This is a genomic window from Hyphomicrobium sp. 2TAF46 (assembly GCF_052114865.1).
Lineage (GTDB): Bacteria > Pseudomonadota > Alphaproteobacteria > Rhizobiales > Hyphomicrobiaceae > Hyphomicrobium_B.
On record NZ_JBFRFO010000004.1, the window covers coordinates 24,849 to 43,784 of the forward strand.

23 protein-coding genes are annotated in these 18,936 nt (G+C 61.8%); 1 reads left to right on the forward strand and 22 read right to left on the reverse strand.

From position 1 onward, the window contains the following. The first annotated feature begins 74 nt into the window (after positions 1–74). Complete coding sequence (locus AB4Z24_RS09630; RefSeq protein ID WP_441707849.1) at positions 75–1,373, forward strand: hemolysin family protein; 1,299 nt, start codon at positions 75–77, stop codon at positions 1,371–1,373. A 9-nt stretch (positions 1,374–1,382) separates the two neighbouring features. Here AB4Z24_RS09630 and AB4Z24_RS09635 read toward each other — a convergent pair whose 3' ends face one another. The 22 genes from AB4Z24_RS09635 to rplF form a co-directional block, all read right to left on the reverse strand. Further along, entirely contained in the window at positions 1,383–2,195 is an 813-nt protein-coding gene (locus AB4Z24_RS09635; protein WP_441707851.1) for an ATP12 family chaperone protein, read from the reverse strand. Next, entirely contained in the window at positions 2,192–2,872 is a 681-nt protein-coding gene (locus tag AB4Z24_RS09640) for an HAD-IA family hydrolase (protein WP_441707853.1), read from the reverse strand. Before AB4Z24_RS09640 ends, AB4Z24_RS09635 begins: the two co-directional genes overlap by 4 nt. 109 nt (positions 2,873–2,981) lie before the next feature. After that, positions 2,982–3,977: an RluA family pseudouridine synthase gene (locus AB4Z24_RS09645; RefSeq protein WP_441707854.1), complete on the reverse strand. Its 996-nt coding sequence runs from the start codon at positions 3,975–3,977 to the stop codon at positions 2,982–2,984. Next, positions 3,974–4,354 (reverse strand): fluoride efflux transporter CrcB, encoded by a 381-nt coding sequence (gene crcB, locus AB4Z24_RS09650; RefSeq protein WP_441707856.1) that lies wholly within the window; start codon positions 4,352–4,354, stop codon positions 3,974–3,976. Before crcB ends, AB4Z24_RS09645 begins: the two co-directional genes overlap by 4 nt. A 76-nt stretch (positions 4,355–4,430) precedes the next feature. Next, a complete protein-coding gene (locus AB4Z24_RS09655; RefSeq protein WP_441707858.1) occupies positions 4,431–5,150 on the reverse strand; it encodes a VIT1/CCC1 transporter family protein in 720 nt (239 codons plus the stop codon). Positions 5,151–5,158: 8 nt separating this feature from the next. Continuing rightward, positions 5,159–5,806: a ParB-like protein gene (locus tag AB4Z24_RS09660; RefSeq protein ID WP_441707860.1), complete on the reverse strand. Its 648-nt coding sequence runs from the start codon at positions 5,804–5,806 to the stop codon at positions 5,159–5,161. A 171-nt stretch (positions 5,807–5,977) separates the two neighbouring features. Beyond that, positions 5,978–7,291 (reverse strand): replication-associated recombination protein A, encoded by a 1,314-nt coding sequence (locus AB4Z24_RS09665; RefSeq protein ID WP_441707862.1) that lies wholly within the window; start codon positions 7,289–7,291, stop codon positions 5,978–5,980. An 89-nt stretch (positions 7,292–7,380) separates the two neighbouring features. Further along, positions 7,381–7,923 (reverse strand): AAA family ATPase, encoded by a 543-nt coding sequence (locus AB4Z24_RS09670; RefSeq protein WP_441707864.1) that lies wholly within the window; start codon positions 7,921–7,923, stop codon positions 7,381–7,383. A gap of 42 nt (positions 7,924–7,965) precedes the next feature. After that, positions 7,966–8,616, reverse strand: coding sequence for a cadherin-like domain-containing protein (locus AB4Z24_RS09675; RefSeq protein WP_441707865.1), 651 nt, complete (start codon positions 8,614–8,616; stop codon positions 7,966–7,968). A gap of 132 nt (positions 8,617–8,748) precedes the next feature. After that, entirely contained in the window at positions 8,749–10,185 is a 1,437-nt protein-coding gene (locus AB4Z24_RS09680; RefSeq protein WP_441707867.1) for a Do family serine endopeptidase, read from the reverse strand. 95 nt (positions 10,186–10,280) lie between these two features. Next, a complete protein-coding gene (locus tag AB4Z24_RS09685; RefSeq protein ID WP_441707869.1) occupies positions 10,281–11,309 on the reverse strand; it encodes an NAD-dependent epimerase/dehydratase family protein in 1,029 nt (342 codons plus the stop codon). 348 nt (positions 11,310–11,657) lie between these two features. Beyond that, positions 11,658–12,086, reverse strand: coding sequence for a 50S ribosomal protein L17 (gene rplQ / locus AB4Z24_RS09690; protein ID WP_441707871.1), 429 nt, complete (start codon positions 12,084–12,086; stop codon positions 11,658–11,660). Between the two features lie 217 nt (positions 12,087–12,303). Further along, on the reverse strand, positions 12,304–13,326 hold the full coding sequence (locus tag AB4Z24_RS09695) for a DNA-directed RNA polymerase subunit alpha (protein WP_290989258.1): 1,023 nt from the start codon (positions 13,324–13,326) through the stop codon (positions 12,304–12,306). Positions 13,327–13,436: 110 nt separating this feature from the next. Next, positions 13,437–13,838 (reverse strand): 30S ribosomal protein S11, encoded by a 402-nt coding sequence (gene rpsK, locus AB4Z24_RS09700; RefSeq protein ID WP_045835898.1) that lies wholly within the window; start codon positions 13,836–13,838, stop codon positions 13,437–13,439. A gap of 88 nt (positions 13,839–13,926) precedes the next feature. Then, complete coding sequence (gene rpsM / locus AB4Z24_RS09705) at positions 13,927–14,304, reverse strand: 30S ribosomal protein S13 (RefSeq protein ID WP_290989261.1); 378 nt, start codon at positions 14,302–14,304, stop codon at positions 13,927–13,929. Positions 14,305–14,496: 192 nt separating this feature from the next. Further along, positions 14,497–15,090: an adenylate kinase gene (locus AB4Z24_RS09710; RefSeq protein WP_441707873.1), complete on the reverse strand. Its 594-nt coding sequence runs from the start codon at positions 15,088–15,090 to the stop codon at positions 14,497–14,499. Next, the gene (gene secY, locus AB4Z24_RS09715) at positions 15,087–16,430 is read right to left on the reverse strand and encodes a preprotein translocase subunit SecY (protein WP_441707875.1); all 1,344 of its coding nucleotides are present in this window, start codon (positions 16,428–16,430) and stop codon (positions 15,087–15,089) included. Before secY ends, AB4Z24_RS09710 begins: the two co-directional genes overlap by 4 nt. Positions 16,431–16,566: 136 nt before the next feature. Further along, complete coding sequence (rplO, locus tag AB4Z24_RS09720; protein WP_441707876.1) at positions 16,567–17,121, reverse strand: 50S ribosomal protein L15; 555 nt, start codon at positions 17,119–17,121, stop codon at positions 16,567–16,569. A 5-nt stretch (positions 17,122–17,126) separates the two neighbouring features. Continuing rightward, on the reverse strand, positions 17,127–17,318 hold the full coding sequence (gene rpmD / locus AB4Z24_RS09725; protein WP_045835893.1) for a 50S ribosomal protein L30: 192 nt from the start codon (positions 17,316–17,318) through the stop codon (positions 17,127–17,129). Between the two features lie 61 nt (positions 17,319–17,379). Then, positions 17,380–17,955, reverse strand: a complete 576-nt coding sequence (gene rpsE, locus AB4Z24_RS09730; RefSeq protein WP_045835892.1) for a 30S ribosomal protein S5 — start codon at positions 17,953–17,955, stop codon at positions 17,380–17,382. A gap of 24 nt (positions 17,956–17,979) precedes the next feature. Further along, positions 17,980–18,342 carry a 50S ribosomal protein L18 gene (gene rplR, locus AB4Z24_RS09735; RefSeq protein ID WP_290989268.1) on the reverse strand — a complete coding sequence of 121 codons (363 nt, stop codon included), beginning with the start codon at positions 18,340–18,342 and terminating at the stop codon, positions 17,980–17,982. 11 nt (positions 18,343–18,353) lie between these two features. Then, positions 18,354–18,896 (reverse strand): 50S ribosomal protein L6, encoded by a 543-nt coding sequence (gene rplF / locus AB4Z24_RS09740; protein WP_441707879.1) that lies wholly within the window; start codon positions 18,894–18,896, stop codon positions 18,354–18,356. Positions 18,897–18,936 lie beyond the last annotated feature (40 nt).

The window sequence follows — 18,936 nt, forward strand, 5'->3', positions numbered from 1 at the left end:
AGGGCGGCGAGGCCATAGATTTCGCTTTCAACAATTGGGAGTGGCTTGGACGCAGTCCGTCGGCCGACAACTTTGTGACCGAATTACTCATCGTCCTGGCCCTTATCCTCGTTAACGGCCTTTTCGCGCTTTCCGAGCTGGCGATTGTCTCCGCCCGCCACCCCCGTCTCAAGGCGATGGCCGCCGCTGGCCGGCCTGGGGCCCACAGCGCCATCGCCCTCTCTGCCGATCCTGGGCGCTTTCTATCGGCCGTTCAGATCGGGATCACGCTTATCGGCATCATCAACGGCGCCTATTCAGGCGAGACTTTCGGCGAATATGCTTCCGCATACCTCCGGAGCCTCGGATTGAGTGAGACCGTGGCGAATTCGCTGGGCTTCGGCGCGGTTATCGCGACCATCACCTATCTCTCGGTTATCGCTGGCGAGCTGGTGCCGAAGACGCTGGCGTTGCGCAACGCCGAGGGCATCGCGTGCGCCGTCGCGCCGATCATGACCGGGTTTGCCAAAGCTGCGAGACCGGTCGTCTGGTTGCTCGACACGTCGACGCGTTTCGTGTTTCGCCTGCTCGGGCTGTCGCCTGAGCGTGAAAACAAGGTCACCGACGAAGAGATCAAAACGCTCATCGCCGAGGCGGAAACGGCGGGTGTGCTCGAGAGCGGCGAAGGCGAACTCATCTCGGGCGTCATGCGCCTTGCGGACCGCGCCGTCGTCGGCCTGATGACGCCGCGCACCGATGTCGACTGGATCGATATCACCGCGACCGAGGCTGCCATCAAGGATCGGCTGATTTCGACGCCGCATTCGCGCCTGCCCGCCGGCGAAGGCTCGCCCGACAAAATGATCGGCGTCGTGCAGACGCGCGAACTGTTGGCGGGGCTTCTTGCGGGCAAGCCGTTCGAGGTTCAGGCCTACATCCGCAAGGCGCCGATGATCCCTGAGACGAGCGCGGCGCTGGATGTCTTGTCGGTGCTGCGCGATGCGGAAGTTCCCATGGCTCTCATCCATGGCGAGTACGGGGATTTCGAAGGGTTGGTCACGCCCGCCGATATTCTCGAGGCGATCGCTGGCGTCTTCAAGTCAGACGCGGAAGGATTGGAGCCCTATGCGGTCGAGCGCGACGACGGCTCCTGGTTGCTGTCGGGCGCCATGCCCGTCGATGAGATGGCGGACAAGATCGGTATCCTGCTTCCGGAAAACCGTTCGTACGAGACCGTTGCCGGCTTCGTGCTCGCCCAACTGCAGCACATTCCGAAGACCGGTGAATACATCGACATCAGCGGCTGGCGGTTCGAGGTGGTCGATCTCGACAGCAGGCGGATCGACAAGGTGCTGGCAACCCGCTCGACGCCGCTACGGCGGCAAGCTTCCTAGGCAGACCTCCTAGGCAGACTGGGCGACGAGCGCGAGGAAACGGTTGGCGGAGTCGAATTCCGCATGACGGCCGCGCCGCCGGGCGGCTGCTTCGGCGTCCTCGCCCCAAAGTGCGATCTGATAGTCCTCGTCGACGTGGGCGGCTTCCCACGCGGCTTTGGGGCTCAGCCATTGCTGGAACAACGCCAACGCGATCAACGCCGATCCCGTCAGCGTGGTGATGACATGCATTGCCGAAAGCCGGAACGCGTCGCGGGGCAAAGCCTCCGAGAACGCGACGAGAGATGCTTCGGGCTGGGCCACGTGAACGATGCCCGTGACGACCTGAAAATGCGCGTCGAGCGTTTCGTTCGCCCAGGCGACGATCGGGTCCCAGTGCTCGGATTGCTTTTCCACGAGTTGCTGAGGCGTCTCCGCGCGATAGCAAACGAGATCGCTCCCTGCGTAAGCGGTGATATCAGCGGCAACAGCATCGAGCGTATCGGCCACAGCATCGATCGCGGTGTTGGCGAAGCGCGTCAACGGCATCTTCGCAAGATTGATGACGTCCGTCTGCGCCCGCCACTCCTCGGCAATGGCCTCTGCCAGCGGACGCGCCGGAACCACGAGCGGACGCTTCTTCGGCGTCTTGATTTGCCGGCCGTCGAGAAGGATCTGAAACGGCGCGGCGCCTCCGACCGTCACGTCCTTATAGAAGCGTTTGGGAAGCGGTTTTGCGAGGCTGTCGGTGATGGGACTGCGAGGACCACCCGACGGACGCGCCGAGCCCGAACCCGGACCGGCGTTGCCATTGCCGTTGCCGTTGCCAGTACCGATGCTCATGCTTCACATCTTTCCACGGCGAGGGCTCGATCGATTGCCTCGGGAAGATCCTCGAAACGCTCGATGATCAGATGCGCGCCCGCTTCCTGCAGCGCGGCGACTTCATGATAGCCCCATGCAACGCCGATCGCCGCGACGCCCGCAGCGTGGGCCATCTCCATGTCGTAGGTCGTATCTCCGACCATGACGGTCAGATCCGGCGTCGTGCCGGTTTCGAGCATGGCGCGCAGAAGCATCGAAGGATGCGGCTTCGAGGGGTGGTCGTCGGCTGTTTGAATTGTCGCGAAGCTCTCGTGCCAGCCTTCGCGCTGGAACAGCCGGTCGACGCCACGGCGCGATTTGCCCGTCGCGATGCCAAGGAGGTGGTCATCGCGCAAGGCAATGTGGGCGATCGTTTCCTTCGCCTTCGGGAACAGGATCTCGGATTCCGAGGGGTCGTGCTTCAATTCGCGGAAGGCGGATTTGTAGCGCTCGGCGAGTTCGGCTCGTATTTTGCGGTCGTGATCAGGCGCAAGAGCTGCAAACGCCTCAGGCAGCGACAAGCCCACGACCGAGAGCGTCGCGGCGCGTGTCGGGGCAATCAGCCCCAGCGATGAAAAGGCGTGATTCATCGACAACACGATGCCAGCCTGGCTATCGACGATCGTGCCGTCGCAATCGAAAACAACGAGCTTCATGCGGGGTATTTAGCACGCGTGAAGGACGATGCAAAACCGGGCTCTCGCACCGCCGAGAGCCCGGTTTGACGCGGCCGGACCAACCGGCAAGTCTCGGATTTTCCTTAAACTACTCGAACTTTTCTTCATCAAAGCCCAAAAGCTCCCACGTCCCCCGCATGTGCGCCGGCAACGGGGCGGTGACATCGATCGTCTTACCGCCCTTGGGGTGCGGAATGACGAGGCGGCGGGCGTGGAGATGCAGCTTCTTCTCGATGTTTTCGGCCGGCATGTTCACGTCGCCCTCGTACTTGTTGTCGCCGACGATCGGATGGCCGATGAGATGCATGTGCGCACGCAACTGGTGCTGGCGGCCCGTTACGGGCTTAAGCGATACCCATGCTGCTTTGTGCGCGACGCGGTCGATGACGGAATAATGCGTCGTCGCGTGCATGGCGACGTCCTGCTCGCCGGGCTTCGCCTTACGCACGCGGTCGCCGTCAGGACCCGAGGCTTTGACGAGCGCAGCCTCCACCTTGCCTTGCGGTGGCTTCGGCACGCCTTTGACGAGCGCCCAATAGGTCTTTGCGGCGGAACGTGTTTGAAACGTCTTGCCGAGTTTCGCGGCGGCGTCGCGGGTTTTGGCGACGAGCAGCACACCGGTCGTATCGCGGTCGAGGCGATGAACGAGGCGCGGGCGTTCACCGCCGAAACGATCGGCCATGCCTTCGAGCATGCCATCGATGTGCTTTTTCGTGCCGGTGCCGCCCTGTACGGCGAGGCCGAACGGCTTGTTGAGGACGAGCACATGTTCGTCCTCGAACAGGATCATTTTCTCGATGGCGTCACGGTCGCCCTTGGAGACGCCGGGGGGCGCCTGCAATCCGGGCGCCGCTTTCTTCGGCTGACGGACGATCGCCGGAACGCGGATCTCGGATTTGGCGCGTAAGCGATCGTTGGCTTGGGCGCGCTTGGAATCGACGCGAATTTGGCCGGAGCGCAGGAGCTTTTGCAGATACGTGTAGCCGACTTCCGGGAAATGCACGCGGAACCAGCGATCGAGACGCATATCGTCTTCGCTGTCGGCGACGCGCAGCGTCTCGACTTTGGGAGATGCCGTGGTCATGCGAGCACCCAGCGCATTGCGGACAGTCCAGCGAAGATCGCGAGCAAGCTCAAGATTACAGATGCCAGCACATAGCCGAAGGCCGCCACCATAGTGCCCCGTTCATAGAGCGTGGCGAACTCGAGCGAGAATGCCGAGAATGTTGTGAAGCCGCCGAGGATGCCCGTCGCGAAAAAGGTTCGCAGTTCGTTGGAGGCATTGAAGCGTAGCGCGAGCGTTTCAATCAGCACGCCCATGAGGAATGATCCGAGTACGTTGATCGTGAGCGTTGCCCACGGAAATTCGATCAGGCCCGCATGGGCGAAAACCCGATTAATCAAAAAACGAAAGCCGGTGCCGATCGCACCGCCCGCCGAAGCAAGAAGCAGTAATCTCATGCGGAATCCCAACGATAAGTAAGGTTCCGTATAGCTCCGATAGTTTCAGGTAGGAAGAGCGGCATCCTCGACGGAGTTAAACCGCATACCCGGAAAGATGGCCGATAGCTGCCGTGACGGCCATCGCCAGGGCGCCCCAGAACGTGACACGCACGATTGCACGCCAAACATTTGCACCGCCAACGCGGGCTCCGAGCGCGCCCAGACCCGCAAGGCATATGAGCGAGGCGACGGTTACAATCAGCGTCACGTGGCCTCCGGAGGCCGCGATTGCGGCCACCAGCGGCACGGCAGCGCCAACTGCGAACGACGCGGCCGAGGCAAGGGCAGCGGTGATGGGGCGGGCGCTGGTTATTTCTGAAATTCCAAGTTCTTCCCGCGCGTGGGTGGCGAGGGCATCGTTCGCCATGAGCTGCTTGGCAACCTGGCGTGCGAGCGAAGGCTCGACACCGCGCTTGGTGTAGATATCGGCGAGTTCCTGCAGTTCAAATTCCGGCTGCTCGACAAGCTCCTTGCGTTCGCGCGCGAGGTCCGCCCCTTCGGCATCGGCCTGCGAGCTGACGGATACATATTCGCCGGCCGCCATCGAGAGCGCGCCCGCGACGAGCCCGGCGATGCCCGCAATTATAACGGATTTGGGCGAGGAATCGGCAGCGGCCACGCCGGCTATCAAGCTCGCGGTGGAGAGGATGCCGTCGTTTGCGCCGAGCACGGCGGCGCGGAGCCAGTTCAATCGTTCGACGACGTGCTGCTCGGCTGCAACCACGGCCTTCTTAGCCTCCGTTTCTGACTTCATGACTTGGTCTACGTTCTCGCGTGCGGGCCGCACCAACCCGGCAGATAGCCGGCGTCGGGACTCTTGGCGAAGTCGAGGGCTTTCTGCAGTGCCGTTTCGAAGTCGTTTTTAGCGGTCTTGACGTCGATCCGGCGACGCAACGCGTCAGCCCAGACAAATTCGCTGAAGGGCGTCGTGTCCTTGGCGTATCCGCCCGCAAACCGTAACTCGCCCGCCAGACTGCGATAGGGATCGTCTACGAGATCGGCGACGCTTTTGGGAAGAGACGTGCGGGGTTGGCGCTGTCCGTCGGCATCGAAGGGATGCATCCAGTTGCGATTGTCCATGAACGTCCAGAACTCATCCTTGTCCAGGGCGCGGAGATCGGCGACTGGCGAGACGAGAATTTGCTCTACTTTTTCCTCGTACAGCGCACGCGCAAGATGGTGATGATCGATCACGTAGTAGCGGCCTTTCGGGCCGCGAACGACGGGGATCATGTGACGGCCGAGAAATTGGCCCGACTTGGTGGGCGCCAGGCCGCGCCAGTCCTGGCGCTTTTGCTCGACCTCTCGCATGCCGACAGTCATCTGAGTTGGCCGGAGATCGGTGATTGCAATCGGGTGTAGCGTCGGCGTCGGCGATTGCGACGCGGACGTTGAATCTTCTTGAGCCATCTTGACCATCCAGAAAAATGCGAAGACGCAAAGGGAGCACAGAACGTATAGTATAGAAAATTTGCAGGCGTATTTCGCCAGCCGTTTGCTTGTAGCGGAATTCGACCGCTAACGGACTTACCAAAACTTAAAAATCGCCGGTACGATGGGACGCTTGGTCGGACTTTGTGATTATTTATTCCGTTCGGCGCGGAGCTTCGCCCAGTAGTCCAGGCGCTTCTTGATTTCGCGCTCGAAGCCGCGCTCGGGCGGATCGTAGTATCGCGGGCGTTTCCGGAATTCGTCCGGAAAATAATTCTGGCCCGAGAATGCGTCCGGCTGATCGTGATCGTAGAGGTAGTCGGAGCCGTAGCCCTCCTCCTCCATCAACTTCGTCGGTGCGTTGAGGATCGTCTTCGGCGGCGACAGCGATCCGTGCTCCTTCGCAGCCCGCATCGCGGCTTTGAAGGCGACGTAGTTGGCGTTCGACTTCGGCGCCGTCGCAACATAGATGACGGCTTCCGCCAGCGCCAGCTCGCCCTCGGGGCTTCCGAGAAAATCGAAAGCGTCCTTCGCCGCGTTACAGACGACGAGCGCTTGCGGGTCGGCAAGGCCGATGTCTTCGACCGCCATGCGCACCAATCGCCGGGCGAGAAAGAGGCGGTCCTCACCACCATCGAGCATGCGGCAGAAGTAATAGAGCGCCGCGTCAGGATCGGAGCCGCGGACGGCTTTATGCAGTGCAGAAATCAGATTGTAATGGCCTTCGCGCGATTTGTCGTAGAGCGGCGCGCGGCGCTGCACGAGCTTGACCAGAGCTTCGCGATCGAGCGGCTTGGCCTTGGCCGGCGCGGCGGCGAAGACGTCCTCGACGAGATTGAGAATGGCGCGGCCGTCGCCATCGGCCATGCCCTTCAGCGCAGTGCGGGCGTCGTCGGTCAGAGGCAGCGGACGGCCAACCTCGGTTTCGGCGCGTGCCAGGATCGTTTCAAGGTTCGCGTCATCGAGGCGGTTCAGCACCAGCACGCTGGCGCGCGAAAGAACGGCGGCGTTGAGCTCGAACGACGGGTTCTCGGTCGTCGCGCCGACGAGGGTGATCGTGCCGTCTTCCATGTACGGCAGGAAGCTATCCTGCTGCGACCGGTTGAAACGATGGATCTCGTCGATGAAAAGCAGCGTGCCTTTGCCCTGCTCGCGCATCATCTTGGCGCGATCGAAGGCTTTGCGCAGATCTGCGACACCGGAGAATATGGCGGAGAGCTGCTCGAAGGCGAGCTTCGTTTCGTTGGCGAGAAGGCGGGCGATTGTCGTCTTCCCCGAGCCCGGAGGTCCCCAGAAGATGAGACTTGGGACACGGCCGTTCTTCAACATGCGCGTCAGCGTGCCGTCGGGTCCGACGATATGGTCCTGGCCGACGACCTCGGCGAGCGTTTTCGGGCGCAGCCGGTCGGCAAGCGGACGCGGTGCGCTTTTCTCCAGTCCGGCAGCTTCGAAGAGATTGGCCATGCCGGGGTTATATAAGGCTCAGCGGCCGCCGTCCAAATGGCAAAGCTGTCTCTTCCACCTTTCTTGCCGGGCCTGAGCGAGGGCCGGTTTCAGGTGAATGCCGTTCCCAGTTCGGCCAAAACAAGGTCAGCCCGCCTCTCGACGCTCATCTTCGGAAGCACAACCACTCGATAGCCTAACGCCGGATACGTTTGCACAAGCCGCTCGTACTCGGATATTGCAGCCTTGAAGTCATGCTTACGCTCGGAGTCGGGGACATAGATTTCGGGCCAAGGCGGAGTAAGGAAGACTGTCGGATTGTAGCGGTGCAGCCATCCGAGCCGTTCCAGTGCAGACTCGCCGGTTGCATGCTCCAATGCACTGGCGGCGTCGACGAGGCCGCGGTCGAAGAACACCCAACCCGGTAGGTCTGCTGCCGCGTTACGATCCTCGATGGAGATTTCGATCGCGCGCCGCGCGAACGCCGCGAGGTCGACCCAAGGAAGCGCTCGTCTCCCGCCGTCGATTTCGGCTTTGATCACGCGCCGGCCGGGTTCATCGACGGCGTTGTAGCCTCGCCGTCGAAGCTCGGCGAGGAGCGTCGACTTTCCGCCGCCGGAGCAGCCCGACAGAATGACATATCGCGCGCTCATTCCATGCTCGTCCGTAAGGCGAGCCCGAGGATCGCGAACCGGCTAGTTCCGAACCGCGACGTTGACCGTCTTGGCAGGGCCGGAATTGGCGCCGGAGAGATCCGTGACCTGAACATCGAACCGGGCCTTCTGCGCGTCCGAGCCGTCGTGAGCAAAATAAACGGTGCCCTTCTCGATATCGGCCTGGGAAAACGACGAGACCGGGTGCTTCGGGGCGCTTGCAAGCGCGATGTAGCCGCCGGCGGCGTTCGAGATCTGAAAGTGCAAATCCTCGGGCTTGTCGTCCGGATCCACGGCATTCAAGTCGGCCGTGGTGATGCGGACCGAGCGTCCTTTCTGAACCGTCAAATCGAGATCGCCGCTGATCGCCGGCGGGATGTTGCGGACATGCGCCGATAATTCGCCGCCCTCCTCCATCGACAAGCGGCCGTATTTTATCTTGCCCGCCGCGTGGCCTGTGCTCTTGATCTGGATGAGTTGCTGCACGCGCACGTCGCCCTGGACCTGCCCGCGGATTTCAGCGGTGCTGGAGTTGACGGTTCCGAAGAGTTGTCCGCCTTCCTGGACGAGGACTTCGGACGCGGAAACCTTGCCCTCGACGTAGCCCCAAATCTCGACTTTGCGGCCGTCCTTGACCTCGCCCTTCAATACGGCGCCTTCGCCAATGATCAGCACACCACGATTATCGGACATCGGCGAACTCCATGACGCACACTTACGCTATAGCGGCGGCGAAGCCGCGGAACGACCCTCGGCCATGAATTTGTCAGCTTATCGACAAGGCGCCCCCGTCGTGCATCACGGTTAACGGCGAAAGATTGCCGTTCAGCCTGGGACCTGGAGTTGCAGAACACGTCCGCCACGCCTGACCGAGATCTGCCATAGCCGCTGGCGGTTCGCGAGGGCCTTCTCGGCATCGTCGACGCCCGCGATCTGGTTTTTGCCGATCGCGGCGATGACATCGCCCGGCTGGAAGCCGAACGTCTGGGCCGTGGACCCGTCTCGCACGGATGTGACGACGACGCCGTCGGTCTGATCCAATCCGAATTCATCGGCGACCGATGGCAGGATGTTTGAAATTCTCGCGCCGTCGAGGGGATGATTGCCCGACAGATTTTTCGCGTCGTCCTTGCCGGGCTTCGGCGCGCCGACGAGGGGCAGATTAACATCGACCGGCTTATTGCTGCGAAGAACGGTCAAGCGAACGGTCTGGCCGATGCCTTTCGTCGTCAGGCGATAGTAGACCGCGCGTGCGTCGATCACTTCGACGCCATCGACATGGGTGATGACATCGCCCGCCTGGAGGCCCGCGGCCGCCGCCGGTCCCTTGTCGTAGAGGCGCGTTACGACTGCGCCCGACACGCGGTTGAGACCGAGGCCTTCCGCGATATCGTGCGACATGGCTTCGAGCTTGGCGCCGATCCAGGGCCTTTCGACTTTCCGCCCGCCGGCTGCGCTTTCGGCATAGATACGAACGAGGTTCGAGGGGATCGCGAAGCCGATGCCGACGGAGCCGCCGGACTGCGAGTAAATCATCGTGTTGATGCCGACGAGACGGCCGGTCATATCGACGAGCGCGCCGCCGGAGTTGCCGGGGTTGATCGCGGCATCGGTCTGAATAAAGACTTGGCTGTCGGATTGTCCGACCTCGGAGCGCGACAAGGCGGAGACGATGCCGCTCGTCACGGTCTGTCCGACGCCGAACGGATTGCCGATGGCAAGCACGAGGTCGCCGACCTCGAGGCTGTCGGAATCGTCGAACCGCAGATAGGGAAAACTCTCCGCGCTGGCGCCGTCGATCTTCAGCACGGCAATGTCGGCCTTTTCATCCTGCGCAATGACCTTCGCGTCGAATTCGCGCTTGTCGGAAAGCGCGACGCGGATCGCCGTATCGCCGCCGCCCTTGATCACGTGGGTGTTCGTAACAATCAGGCCGTCAGGACTGACGATGACGCCGGAGCCGAGAGAGCTCATCACCCGTTCCGATGGGCGGCCGAGCGCGCGGCCAAAGAACTGGCGGAAAAACGGATCGTTGGCGAACGGGGAGTCGAATGTCTGAACGCGCGTTCGAACGTAGACGTTGACGACGGCCGGCGCGGCCTTCTTCACGATCGGGGCGAAGGAATACTGCGTGGCCTCGCGCGAGGGCGGTGGCAGTTTTTCCTGGGCGAAGGAGACTTCGGTTGGACTGAAGAGCTTCGGCGCAATGCTCAAGCCAGCAACGGCTGCGGCGCAAACCATGACGACGTTCTTCATTTTCATCGATGAGCTCTTCCAGGTGGGAAACTGTGCCGTTCAAATATCGAACGGGCTCAATCAAGTCGAATCGAACGGAAGAAATATGTTCGGGAAGGTGGCTAGATCAATCCAAGCTCTCGTAATGACCGGATCGCGGCCGTCGCAGCCGCATCAGCGGACCGGAACTCGAGGCCGAGATCCGTCTTCACCCTTAAATTCGTGTAATCTTTCTTCTCGCCGAGTTCCGGGAGAACCGTCCGCATCTTCTTATCGACGAGCGCCATGGCTCTCACAGCGGCATCGGGCAGCTCGAACTTCGGAACCTTGGAGCGAAGATCGGGCAACTCGCGCGCCAGGATCTGCCCGAGTTCATAGAGGCTCAGGTGGCCTTCTCCGATCAGATATCGATTTCCGGCTGCCTGCGGTGTCAGTGCGGCTTCGACGTGCGCGGCGGCGACATCGCGAACGTCCGCGACCGGAAAGCTGATTTTCGGGACGGCCGGGTAGGTGCCGCGCGCCATGATGCGATAAAGTTCGTGCGACGTCGAAAGATCGCCATCGAGAGCGGGGCCTTGCACGAAGCTCGGGTTGATGACGGCGAGCTCCGGGGCGCCGGGCGTCGACTCGATAAAGTCCCAGGCGATCTTTTCGGCGATCGTCTTCGACTTGATGTAGGGCGTCAGATCGCTGCGCGTTTCGTCCGAGAAATCGTCTTCGGAATAAACGTGCCCCTTTGCGACGCCGCTCGGATAGAAGATCGCGACCGTCGACGAGGTCAGGACGACGCGTGCAACGGCTGCGACCGTTGAGGACCGGAGGACGCGCAAGGTTCCATCGCGCGCCGGCGCTATCACCTCTTCCGGATCATCCGGCTGAGCGATGGGGAATGGCGACGCGGTATGGACGACGATCTGACTGCCGGCGACGGCTTCGTTCCATCCGCCGTCGCTCGAGAGGTCAGCGACGATAAACGAAACTTTGCCGGCATCGCAGCCGAGCGCGGCCACGGCGCGGCTGACTTCCTCCGCCTTCTCCATGCTTCGAAGCGTTCCCCGTACGGCGAAGCCGCGACGCAGGAATTCGGCGATCGTATGCTTGGCGATGAGCCCGGACGCGCCCGTGACGACGACCGGTGGATGTGATGCCATGGGGTGAGCCACCTATCGGCCGCCGGTGCGCCCCGTGCGCTCCGATCGATCGGATAGTCATCGGAACGCTTGCCCATGGCAATGTCCGATCGGCAACAAACAGCTGGCGTCTCAGCAATTTCAAGGCATTGGCGATTGCCCTACTAACGTCACACTGCTGTAACAGCCAAGGAATTAGTCTCCCCCCGGCTGAAGAGGGCCTAATTCACGCGCATCGACTGCAGAACACATCCCGCGCCTGCTATCCGATCGCGACATGGCCCTCAAAGCAAAACCCCGGCGCTTTCCAGCGCCGGGGTTTTTTAATTGGACGATGCCAGCGAGACGGACGCTCGCGGCTTATGAGCCTCAGTTCGAAGCAGCCTGCTCAGCGAGCAACGCTTCGTGACGGGCCTTGTCCTCGGCGCCCTTCACGCTCTCATCGCGATCGACGAGTTCGATCACGGCGCGCGGAGAATTGTCGCCGTAGCGGAAGCCAGCTTTCAGCACGCGCGTATAGCCGCCGTTGCGGGTCTTGTAGCGCGGTCCAAGCACGTCAAAGAGCTTCTTGACCATGTCTTCGTCGCGGAGGCGGGCAATCGCCAGGCGGCGGGAATTCAAGTCGCCGCGCTTTGCGAGCGTGATGTACTTGTCGACGACGCGCTTCAGGTCTTTCGCCTTCGGCAGCGTGGTGATGATCTGCTCGTGCTTGATGAGGGCTGCGGCCATGTTCGAGAACATTGCCTGACGGTGGCCGACGTGACGGCCGAAGCGGCGGCCAAGCTTCTTGTGTCGCATAGTGTCTTCATCCTTACATTGTTGGCCCGCAGCACATGCCGCAAGGCTTGAATTGACCGTTGGCCTTCGCCATCCGGTTCGGCGCGGGAGGTTCTATGGCCTCACCTTCGCCTTGCAGTTCCCTCTCCCTTGGGGAGAGGGCTAGGGTGAGGGGCTTGGAGACAATCCCCTCATCCGCCCCTTCGGGGCACCTTCTCCCAGAGGGAGAAGGAATTCGTCAATACTGGTCTTCGAAGCGCTTCGCCAGCTCATCGATGTTGTCCGGCGGCCAGTTCGGCACTTCCATGCCGAGGTGAAGACCCATCGTCGCCAGAACTTCCTTGATCTCGTTCAGCGACTTCCGGCCGAAGTTCGGCGTGCGAAGCATTTCGGCTTCGGTCTTCTGAATGAGGTCGCCAATGTAGACGATGTTATCGTTCTTGAGGCAGTTCGCAGAGCGGACCGAAAGCTCGAGCTCGTCGACCTTCTTGAGGAGCGCGGCGTTGAACGCGAGCTCCGGATGACGCTGCTCTTCCTGGGCCTTCTTCGGCTCTTCGAAGTTGATGAAGACGGCGAGCTGATCCTGGAGAATACGGGCAGCGAGAGCGACCGCGTCCTCGGGACGGATCGAGCCGTCCGTTTCGACGACCATCGTCAGCTTGTCGTAATCGAGGATCTGGCCTTCGCGCGTATTCTCGACCTTGTATGAGACCTTCTTGACCGGCGAATAGAGGCTGTCGACCGGGATCAGGCCGATCGGCGCGTCCTCAGGACGGTTGCGGTCGGATGCGACGTAGCCCTTGCCGATGTCGGACGTGAACTCCATGCGGATCGCCGCGCCCTGGTCGAGGTGGCAGATCACGTGATCGGGGTTCAGCACTTCGACTTCGGAGGAAGCTTCGATGTCGCCTGCCGTAACGGGGCCTGCGCCTTCTTTCTTCAACACCATGCGCTTCACGCCTTCCGAATGGATGCGGAGCGCAATTTCCTTGATGTTGAGAATGATGTTCGTCACATCCTCGCGGACGCCGGGGACGGACGAGAACTCATGCAGCACGCCGTCGATCTGGACGGTCTTGATGGCGGCGCCCTGGAGCGACGACAGCAGCACACGGCGCAGCGCGTTGCCGAGCGTCATGCCGAAGCCGCGTTCGAGGGGTTCTGCCACAACGGTCGCGATGCGCGAGCGGTCGCGGCCGGACTGAATCTCAAGCTTCGAAGGCTTGATCAGGTCTTGCCAGTTCTTCTGGAGAACGTTCACGAGAAACCTCGTCTAGTTTTGCGCGGACGGGGGAGCGGGCCGCGGAATCTCTTGGCGGTAACTTACAAATGGAGCCGCGCCGGGCGGTCCCGGCGCGTGCAAAATCTCGTTTAGACGCGGCGGCGCTTGCGCGGCCGGCAGCCGTTGTGCGGGATCGGCGTCACGTCGCGGATCGAGGTGATCTGGAAGCCGACAGCCTGCAGAGCGCGTAGCGCCGATTCACGGCCAGAGCCCGGACCGCAAACTTCGACCTCGAGCACCTTCATGCCGTGCTCCTGGGCCTTCTTGCCGGCATCTTCGGCGGCCATCTGAGCGGCGTAAGGTGTCGACTTGCGCGAGCCCTTGAAGCCCTTGGTGCCCGAAGACGACCAAGCGATCGTGTTGCCCTGGGCGTCCGTGATGGTGATCATCGTGTTGTTGAACGACGCGTTGACGTGCGCGACGCCCGACGTGATGTTCTTCTTCTCTCGCTTCTTAACTTTGCCGCGTGCTGCCGCTGCTTCCTTGGCCATTACCGTCGATGCTCCATGCCTCGTTCAAGCAGAGGCGTAAATCGTTGCGCGCGCCAGCCGGCGTGCATGAACCCTATGTGGTGACGAACTACTTCGTCGCCTTCTTCTTGCCTGCAATCGGAACGGCCTTGCCCTTGCGGGTGCGGGCGTTCGTGTGGGTGCGCTGACCGCGGACGGGCAGGCCCTTGCGGTGACGCAGACCGCGGTAGCAACCGAGGTCCATCAGACGCTTGATGTTGGTCTGAACTTCGCGGCGCAGGTCGCCTTCAACCGTGTAATCGCGGTCGATCGTCTCACGGATCTGAAGAACCTCGGCGTCCGTCAGCTGGTTGACGCGACGTTCGGCCGGGATGTTGCACTTCGCGCAAATCTCTTTCGAGAATTTGGGCCCGATGCCATGGATATAGCGAAGCGCGATTTCGACGCGCTTGCCCGTTGGAATGTTGACGCCTGCGATGCGGGCCACTTCAGTCTCCTGCCTTTAAACTTTAAATCTCGAGCCGAATAACGATGCGATCTTGTTGATTCTCAAGTGCAAATAGGCACAACGACCGCAGTACCGGGGTTTCGTGCCCTGGTCCGGATCAAGTTGAGCCCTAAAAGAAAGTTGTGTGTTCTACCGCGGGTCATCCCTTCCGTCAATCCGTGCTTCTTTGTGTCACGCATGCTGGAATTGGTCCAGAAGCTCACCGACCAGGCGGCTGACCTCCGGAATGGGTTTCATGCCGTCCACCGACTTGAGCAGCCGGTGGGCGTAATAGTAGCCAATGAGCGGCGCCGTTTCGCGGTAGTAGGCGATCAGGCGCGTTTTCAGGGCTTCGGCGTTGTCATCGGCGCGGACCGTGCCGCCAGCCGCGAGGGTTTCGCGGGCGCGGCATTCGATCCGTTCGATCAGCTTCGTATCGTCGACCTTCAACTCGACGACGACATCGAGATGGCGGCCCTTGGACTTCAGCAGCTCGTCCAGGGCATCGGCCTGGGCCAGCGTGCGAGGAAACCCGTCGAGGATGAACCCCTTGGCGCAGTCGGGCTCGGAAATGCGGTCGGCGATGATGCCGATGACGATCTCGTCGCTGACGAGGCCGCCCACCTCCATGATTTTCTTCGCCTTGAGACCAACCGGCGTGCCGGCCTTGACGGCTGCGCGCAGCATGTCGCCGGTCGAAAGTTGCGGCAGCCCGAGGCGCTCGGAGATCAGCTGAGACTGGGTACCCTTGCCCGCTCCTGGCGGCCCAAGCAGTATCAGGATCATCGCCGGGCCCCGCGGAGTTTGGCCTTCTTGATCAGCCCTTCATACTGCTGAGCGATCAGGTGGCTCTGGACCTGGGCGACGGTGTCCATCGTGACGCTGACGGCGATGAGCAGCGAGGTGCCGCCGAAATAGAGCGGAATGCCGGCATACGACGTCAGGATCTCGGGAAGGACGCAGACCGCGGCCAGATAAAGGGCGCCGACGACAGTGATACGGGTCAAGACATAGTCGATATATTCGGCCGTCTTCTCGCCAGGGCGGATACCGGGAAGGAAGCCGCCGTACTTGCGGAGGTTATCCGCCGTTTCCTTCGGGTTGATCACGACTGCGGTGTAGAAGAACGCGAAGAACAGGATCAGCAGCGCGTAAACAAGCATGTGCAGCGGCTGGCCCGAGCCAAGCGCCGCGACCGCTTCGTTGAGCCATTCCGGACCCTGGCCCGCCGTAAACTGCGCAACCGTGATCGGCAACAGCAGGAGCGAGGACGCGAAGATTGGCGGAATGACGCCCGAAGAGTTGAGTTTCAGCGGCAGATGCGAGGCTTCGCCCTGGAACATCTTGTTCCCGACTTGCCGCTTTGGATACTGGACCAACAAACGCCTTTGCGCGCGTTCGAAGAACACGATCGCGGCGACAACGGCCAGAGCCAGCACCAGGAAGAATACGAGAATACCGGGCGAAATCGAGCCGGTACGCGACAGCTCGAAAAGCTGCACGAGCGCATGAGGAAGGCCCGCGACGATACCCGCGAAGATGATCAGCGAAGTGCCGTTACCGACGCCGCGCTGCGTGATCTGCTCGCCGAGCCACATCAGGAAGACCGTGCCGCCGACGAGGGTGATCACCGTCGTCATGCGGAAGAACATGCCCGGATCCAGAACCACGGCGCCGGCCGCGTTGCGCGAGCCTTCGAGCCCGACGGCGATGCCATAGGCCTGCAGCGCTGCGAGAATGACCGTCAGATACCGCGTATACTGGTTGATCTGCTTGCGGCCGGCCTCGCCTTCTTTCTTCAAAGCTTCGAGCTTCGGCGAAATCGAGCTCATCAACTGCATGATGATCGACGCCGAGATGTACGGCATGATGTTCAGCGAGAAGATCGCGAGACGCTCGAGTGCGCCGCCCGAGAACATGTTGAACATGCCCAGGATGCCACCGGCCTGCGATTTGAACGTTTCGGCGAATGCAGCCGGATTAATGCCTGGCAGCGGGATGAACGTGCCGAGCCGGAAAACGATCAGTGCGCCAAGCGTGAACCACAGGCGCCGCTTCAAATCCTCCGCCTTGGCGAAGGCGCTGAAGTTCAGATTCGAAGCAAGCTGCTCGGCAGCGGAAACCATTGGTCTCTTCTCCTAACCGTTGTGACCATGCCAAATGGCACCGTCGCAACTTAGGCCCGGATAACGCCGTTTCCGGCGCCTCCCGGGCTCGAACGCTCAATCAAGCTGGTTCCCCAGGCCAAATCGCGCGTCCGCGTTATTCCTCCGACTTCGCAGCGCCAGGCTTCTTGCCACGGGCGGCCTTCTTGTCGGCCGACTTCTTGCGCTTCTCTTCGTCCGCAGCGAGGATCTTGCGCTCGATCACGGTGACGGTGCCGCCAGCCTTCTCGATCGCTGCCTTTGCCTTCGCGGAGGCATGATTGACCGTGATCGAGATCTTGGTCTTGATCTCGCCGTCGGCGAGGAGACGAAGACCGTCCTTCGCGCGGCGCACGATACCAGCTTCGATCAGGGACGCCAGGTCGACGGGCTTCGAGCCGTCGAGACGCTTGTCCTCGATCGCCTGCTGCAGCGAGCCGATGTTGATCTCGTTGAAATGCTCAGGGCGCCACTTGTTGAAACCGCGCTTCGGCAGACGGCGATGCAAGGGCATCTGACCGCCTTCGAAGCCGCCGATCGCGACGCCGGTACGAGCCGTCTGACCCTTGCCGCCGCGGCCACCCATTTTGCCCAGGCCCGAGCCGATACCGCGACCGATGCGGACGCGCGTCTTCTTGGCGCCGGGGTTGTCCTTAATACCGTTGAGCCGCATAACCGTTATTTCCCTTCTTCGACCTGAACGAGGTGCTGAACTTTTTTCAGCATGCCGCGAACAGCCGGCGTGTCTTCAACCGTCGAGGTGCGACCGATCTTGTTCAGCCCGAGGCCGATCAGCGTGTCGGCCTGCCGCTCGGGGCGCCGGTTGGCACTCCGCACCTGCTTCAGCGTGATCGTCTTCTTCGTCGCCATATCGTAACCTCAGGTCCCTTTGTGAAGCGGCAGATTTGCTGCAGCGCTTCCGTTATTTGCTTCAGACGTCCGCACCCGCCTCGGCAGCGGCCGAGCCGTCGCGACGACGCGACACGATGTCGGAAACCTTCTTGTTGCGGCGAGCAGCGACGCCGCGCGGATTTTCCTGCGCCTTGAGCGCATCGAACGTCGCGCGAACGACGTTATAGGGGTTCGTCGAGCCCATCGACTTCGCGACGATGTCGTGCACGCCGACCATCTCGAAAACGGCGCGCATTGCACCGCCTGCGATGATACCGGTACCGGCCGGAGCCGAGCGCAGGATCACCTTGCCGGCGCCGTGACGGCCGACGCTATCGTGGTGAAGCGTACGTGCGTCGCGAAGCGGCACGCGAAGAAGGTTGCGCTTTGCGCCTTCGGTCGCCTTGCGGATCGCCTCCGGAACCTCACGGGCCTTGCCGTGGCCGAAGCCGACGCGGCCTTTCAAGTCGCCGACGACGACGAGCGCAGCAAAGCCGAAGCGCTTACCGCCCTTGACGACCTTGGCGACGCGATTGATGTGAACGAGCTTATCGGAAAACTCGCTGTCGCGCTCCTCGCGATCTCTGCCACGGTCTCTCTGGGGTCCACGTGCCACGTTTCGGTTCCTCTCGGGTATCTCTTAAAACTTCAGTCCGCCCTCACGGGCGGCATCGGCGAGCGCCTTGACGCGCCCATGAAACAGAAAGCCGCCGCGGTCGAAGACGACCTCGGTGACGCCAGCCTTGACGGCGCGTTCGGCGACGAGCTTGCCGATGGCAGCAGCTGCTGCCTTGTCGGCGCCCGTCTTCAGCGAGCCCTTGACGTCCTTTTCGAGCGTCGAAGCCGATGCGAGGGTTACGCCCTTCACGTCGTCGATCACCTGCGCGTAGATATTCTCCGACGAGCGGTGAATGGAAAGCCGGGGGCGGCCATTCGCGGCGGCCTTGAGGCTTCGACGAACACGCGCCTTGCGGTTCGTAAATTTCTGATTGCTGTTGGCCATCGGTGCCGGTCCTACTTCTTCTTGCCTTCCTTGCGGAGGATGTATTCGCCCTTATAGCGCACGCCCTTGCCCTGGTAGGGCTCCGGCTTGCGGGAGGCACGGATGACGGATGCCACGTGGCCGACCGCCTGCTTGTCGATGCCGGAGACCGACACCAGTTCGCTCTTTGCGCCGCCGACCTTGACATCCACGCCCGCCGGGATCTTCAGCACGACGTCGTGGCTGTAGCCGACGGAAAGCGTCAGCGTATCCTTGCCCTTCATCGACGCTTTGAAGCCGACGCCGTGGATCTCGAGATCCTGGCTGTAGCCTTCGGTCACGCCCTTGATGAGGTTCGCGATCTGAGTCCGCGACATGCCCCACTCGGAGCGAGCAAGCTTCGTGTCTTCGAGAAGGCTGACGTCGATGCCTTCGTCCGTCCGCTGGACCTTCAAGGCGTCGGGAACCGTGAAGGCGAGCTCGCCCTTCGGACCCTTCATCTTGACGGTCTGACCGGCGATCGTCGCCGTCACGTTCGACGGGACCGGAACGGGTTTCTTACCGATGCGCGACATGGCTTCTTCAAACCTTGTTTCGCCGAGGCCGAAGCCCCAG

What these genes read in the sequence shown, in the direction of transcription:
- AB4Z24_RS09635 (WP_441707851.1), bottom strand. Translation starts at nt 2,195, where the DNA reads ATGAGCATCGGTACTGGCAACGGCAACGGCAATGGCAACGCCGGTCCG.
- AB4Z24_RS09640 (WP_441707853.1), bottom strand. Translation starts at nt 2,872, where the DNA reads ATGAAGCTCGTTGTTTTCGATTGCGACGGCACGATCGTCGATAGCCAG.
- AB4Z24_RS09645 (WP_441707854.1), bottom strand. Translation starts at nt 3,977, where the DNA reads ATGACCACGGCATCTCCCAAAGTCGAGACGCTGCGCGTCGCCGACAGC.
- crcB (WP_441707856.1), bottom strand. Translation starts at nt 4,354, where the DNA reads ATGAGATTACTGCTTCTTGCTTCGGCGGGCGGTGCGATCGGCACCGGC.
- AB4Z24_RS09655 (WP_441707858.1), bottom strand. Translation starts at nt 5,150, where the DNA reads ATGAAGTCAGAAACGGAGGCTAAGAAGGCCGTGGTTGCAGCCGAGCAG.
- AB4Z24_RS09660 (WP_441707860.1), bottom strand. Translation starts at nt 5,806, where the DNA reads ATGGCTCAAGAAGATTCAACGTCCGCGTCGCAATCGCCGACGCCGACG.
- AB4Z24_RS09665 (WP_441707862.1), bottom strand. Translation starts at nt 7,291, where the DNA reads ATGGCCAATCTCTTCGAAGCTGCCGGACTGGAGAAAAGCGCACCGCGT.
- AB4Z24_RS09670 (WP_441707864.1), bottom strand. Translation starts at nt 7,923, where the DNA reads ATGAGCGCGCGATATGTCATTCTGTCGGGCTGCTCCGGCGGCGGAAAG.
- AB4Z24_RS09675 (WP_441707865.1), bottom strand. Translation starts at nt 8,616, where the DNA reads ATGTCCGATAATCGTGGTGTGCTGATCATTGGCGAAGGCGCCGTATTG.
- AB4Z24_RS09680 (WP_441707867.1), bottom strand. Translation starts at nt 10,185, where the DNA reads ATGAAAATGAAGAACGTCGTCATGGTTTGCGCCGCAGCCGTTGCTGGC.
- AB4Z24_RS09685 (WP_441707869.1), bottom strand. Translation starts at nt 11,309, where the DNA reads ATGGCATCACATCCACCGGTCGTCGTCACGGGCGCGTCCGGGCTCATC.
- rplQ (WP_441707871.1), bottom strand. Translation starts at nt 12,086, where the DNA reads ATGCGACACAAGAAGCTTGGCCGCCGCTTCGGCCGTCACGTCGGCCAC.
- rpsK (WP_045835898.1), bottom strand. Translation starts at nt 13,838, where the DNA reads ATGGCCAAGGAAGCAGCGGCAGCACGCGGCAAAGTTAAGAAGCGAGAG.
- AB4Z24_RS09710 (WP_441707873.1), bottom strand. Translation starts at nt 15,090, where the DNA reads ATGATCCTGATACTGCTTGGGCCGCCAGGAGCGGGCAAGGGTACCCAG.
- secY (WP_441707875.1), bottom strand. Translation starts at nt 16,430, where the DNA reads ATGGTTTCCGCTGCCGAGCAGCTTGCTTCGAATCTGAACTTCAGCGCC.
- rplO (WP_441707876.1), bottom strand. Translation starts at nt 17,121, where the DNA reads ATGCGGCTCAACGGTATTAAGGACAACCCCGGCGCCAAGAAGACGCGC.
- rpmD (WP_045835893.1), bottom strand. Translation starts at nt 17,318, where the DNA reads ATGGCGACGAAGAAGACGATCACGCTGAAGCAGGTGCGGAGTGCCAAC.
- rplR (WP_290989268.1), bottom strand. Translation starts at nt 18,342, where the DNA reads ATGGCCAACAGCAATCAGAAATTTACGAACCGCAAGGCGCGTGTTCGT.
- rplF (WP_441707879.1), bottom strand. Translation starts at nt 18,896, where the DNA reads ATGTCGCGCATCGGTAAGAAACCCGTTCCGGTCCCGTCGAACGTGACG.